Raw genomic sequence first — 3,010 nt, 5'->3', positions numbered from 1 at the left:
AGACCGCCGACGCCGGCCTGCACGAACACATGCGTCGGCGCGTCCTTCCACTGCTGGACGATTTCCTCGACCAGCACCGTGTAACCACGCATCACGCTGCGCGGGATCGCGTCGTAGCCTTCCCACGAGGTGTCGGAGATGATCGTCCAGCCCTTGGCCTCGGCCTGGCGGCGGCATTCGGCGACGGCGGTGTCGTAGTCGCCGTCGACCCGGATCACCTCGGCGCCGCGCGCCTGGATGGCGGCTTCCTTGTCGGCGCTGGTGAACTTCGGCAGGAAGATCACGCAGCGATTGCCGAACAGTTTTGCGCCCGCCGCGACCGAGCGGCCGTGGTTGCCCGAGCTCGCGGTGGTGAAGATGTACTTCGCCGTGACCTCGCGGTGCTTGCCCGCCATCACGTCGGCGAACGTCGCATTGACGTGGGTGGCGTCGCCGACCGCGCCCGACAGCACGGTGTAGACCGCCAGCACGCCGCCTAGCGCCTTGAAGGCGCCGAAGCCGAACCGCTGGCTCTCGTCCTTGACCCGGACCTCGCCCACGCCCAGCCGCTCGGCCAGCGCCGGCAGGCGATGGAGCGGCGTCACTTTATGCGCGGGGCATTCGCCCAGCTCCCGGGCAAGCTCGGGCACGCCGTTGGGATTGACCACGAACTGCTGCTCGCGGCCGAAGGCGAGATCCCGGTCCAGCCGGGGATTCTTGGCCAGCCAGGCGGGAAAGGAGAGGGTCGTCATGCCGGGGTCATAGCATGCTAAAGTCGGGGAAACGGAGAGCCCGCCATGAAAGTGAACGTCGAAGTGACCTGCACCCCCGAGGAGGCCCGCGCCTTCTTCGGCCTGCCCGACCTCAAGCCGATGCAGGACCGCATCATGGGCGAGATCGAGGAGCGGATGCGTTCCGGCCTCGGCGCCATGAACCCGGAAACGGTGTTCAAGACCTGGCTGCCGGCGTCCATGCAGGGCGTCGAGCAGATGCAGCAGATGCAACAGGCCTTCTGGCAGCAACTGGCCGGCATCGCTTCCGGCACCGGCAAGAAGGGCTGACCGGACGATGAGCGCACGCGAAAGGGCGACTGACCCGAAGCCCTACTACGAAGCCCACGTCTTCTGCTGCACCAACCGTCGCCCGGCCGGCCATCCGCGCGGCTGCTGCGCCGAGAAGGGCGGCGAGGCGCTGCGCGACCACATGAAGAGCCGCGCCAAGGATCTCGGCCTCAAGAACGTGCGCATCAACAGCGCCGGCTGCCTCGACCGCTGCGAGCTGGGGCCGACCCTGGTGATCTATCCCGAGGGCGTCTGGTATTCGGTGCCGACCAGGGAAGACATCGACGAGGTGCTGGAGACGCACATGCTCAAGGGCGGGCGCGTCGAGCGGCTGATGCTGCAGACCAAGGACAAGCTGCCGGAAGATCGGGCGAAGTAGGGGGTGCCCCTCGCCGGGCGCCGCACCGATGCCAACAGGGAGAGACGACCAATGAACAATCGACGTGACGTTTTGCGCCTGCTCGCCGGGGGCGGCGCTGCCATGGGATTGTCGGCGTGCGGCGAGCTGCCGCGCGGCGAGCCGGTGCCGCGGGCGGCGGCGACGCGGGCGACCGTGCTCGGCCTGCCGAACGAGCGCTTCCATCCCGTCATCGACATGAAGCTCATCGAGGCCGAGCTCGCGCAGGCGGCGGAGCGCCGCGCCCGCTTCCACGGCGTGACCAGGGCCGCCGACATGCCGCCCTACGAGATGCTGGCGGTTTCCGGCGGCGGCGAGAACGGCGCCTTCGGTGCCGGGCTGCTGTGCGGCTGGAGCGAGCAGGGCAGCCGTCCCGTCTTCGACTGGGTGACGGGCGTCAGCACCGGCGCGCTGACGGCGCCCTTCGCCTTTCTCGGCACCGCCTACGATCCCCAGCTGCGCGAGGTCTATACCGGCATCACCACGCGCGACGTCCTGCGGCCGCGCGGCCTCATCGCCGCCCTGAACGACGATGCGCTGGCCGACAATGCGCCGCTCTTTGCCACGATCTCGCGCTACCTCGACGACCGCATGGTGCGCGACATCGCCCGCGCCTATGGCGAGGGCCGGCTGCTGTTGATCGGCACCAGCGACCTCGACGCCCAGCTCGGCGTCATCTGGAACATCGGCGCCATTGCGGCCAGCGGCCATCCGCGCGCCACCGACACCATCCGGCGCATCCTGCTCGCCTCGGCCGCCATCCCCGGGGCGTTCCCGCCCACCATGTTCGACGTCACGCTCGACGGCCGGCCCTATCAGGAGTTGCATGTCGACGGCGGCGCCTTCGCCCAGGCCTTCCTCTATCCGCCCTCCCTGACCGCGCAGCGCCGTCAGCGGACCGCCGCCGGCCAGCGCGTGGTCAAGGCCGAGGCCTATGTCATCCGCAACGGCCGGCTCGATCCCAACTGGTCGCGCACCGAACGGCAGACGCTGGGGATCATCGGCCGGGCCATCGACACCATGATCACCATGAGCGGCGCCAACGACGTCATGCGCATCTACAACGCGACGCGGGCCGACGGCATCGGCTTCAACCTGGCCTACATCGGCGACGACTTCACCCAGGTCTCGCCCCAACCGTTCGACAACCCCTACATGCGCAGCCTGTTCGACTTCGCCTACGCGCGCGCGCGCCAGGGATACCCCTGGGCGAAGAAGCCGCCGTTCGGGGTCTGAGGCGGTGCGAGAGGGCGAACGGCGAGATTGAGTCGCTCGTACTCTCCTCCTGATCTCCGCCACGGCGAAAGCCGCCGCGCAGCAGCGCCGGCACCGCCGCCGCGTTGCCGCGGCGGCGGTGCCGGCCTCCCCCGGATCAGGCGCGTTTCAGCTGCTCGACGCGCCCGTCGCCTGAATGGTCGGCCGTGTTCTCCAGCACCTTGCTGTCGCCCGGTCGCCGGTCGCCGGCACGTGTGCCGATCTCGATGCGCCTGGGCTTCATCGCCTCGGGCACCTCGCGCACCAGGTCGATCTCGAGCAGCCCGTGCTCGAACGAGGCGCCCTTCACCTTGACATA

The 3,010-nt window shown here is 69.3% G+C and carries 4 protein-coding genes and 1 pseudogene; 3 read left to right on the top strand and 2 right to left on the bottom strand.

Annotated features, from left to right (window positions below):
* Positions 1-731: pyridoxal-phosphate dependent enzyme (locus tag Q0C38_RS23175; protein ID WP_291299505.1), on the bottom strand; the 731-nt coding region annotated here is incomplete at its 3' end.
* 45 nt (positions 732-776) lie between these two features.
* Between Q0C38_RS23175 and Q0C38_RS23170 the strand changes: the two genes are divergently transcribed.
* From Q0C38_RS23170 to Q0C38_RS23160, 3 genes are all read left to right on the top strand, one after another.
* The gene (locus tag Q0C38_RS23170; protein WP_291299504.1) at positions 777-1,040 is read left to right on the top strand and encodes a DUF6489 family protein; all 264 of its coding nucleotides are present in this window, start codon (positions 777-779) and stop codon (positions 1,038-1,040) included.
* A 7-nt stretch (positions 1,041-1,047) separates the two neighbouring features.
* A complete protein-coding gene (locus Q0C38_RS23165; protein WP_291299503.1) occupies positions 1,048-1,419 on the top strand; it encodes a ferredoxin in 372 nt (123 codons plus the stop codon).
* Positions 1,420-1,491: 72 nt separating this feature from the next.
* Positions 1,492-2,673 (top strand): patatin-like phospholipase family protein, encoded by a 1,182-nt coding sequence (locus tag Q0C38_RS23160; RefSeq protein ID WP_291299502.1) that lies wholly within the window; start codon positions 1,492-1,494, stop codon positions 2,671-2,673.
* A 136-nt stretch (positions 2,674-2,809) separates the two neighbouring features.
* Here Q0C38_RS23160 and Q0C38_RS23155 read toward each other — a convergent pair.
* Positions 2,810-3,010: pseudogene (locus Q0C38_RS23155) on the bottom strand (hypothetical protein); the annotation flags it as partial.

Origin of the sequence: Elioraea sp. (assembly GCF_022842375.1) — a bacterium.
Lineage (GTDB): Bacteria > Pseudomonadota > Alphaproteobacteria > Acetobacterales > Acetobacteraceae > Elioraea_A.
The sequence above is the reverse complement of the archived record's forward strand: the minus strand, read 5'-3'. Positions and strand labels throughout refer to the sequence as shown.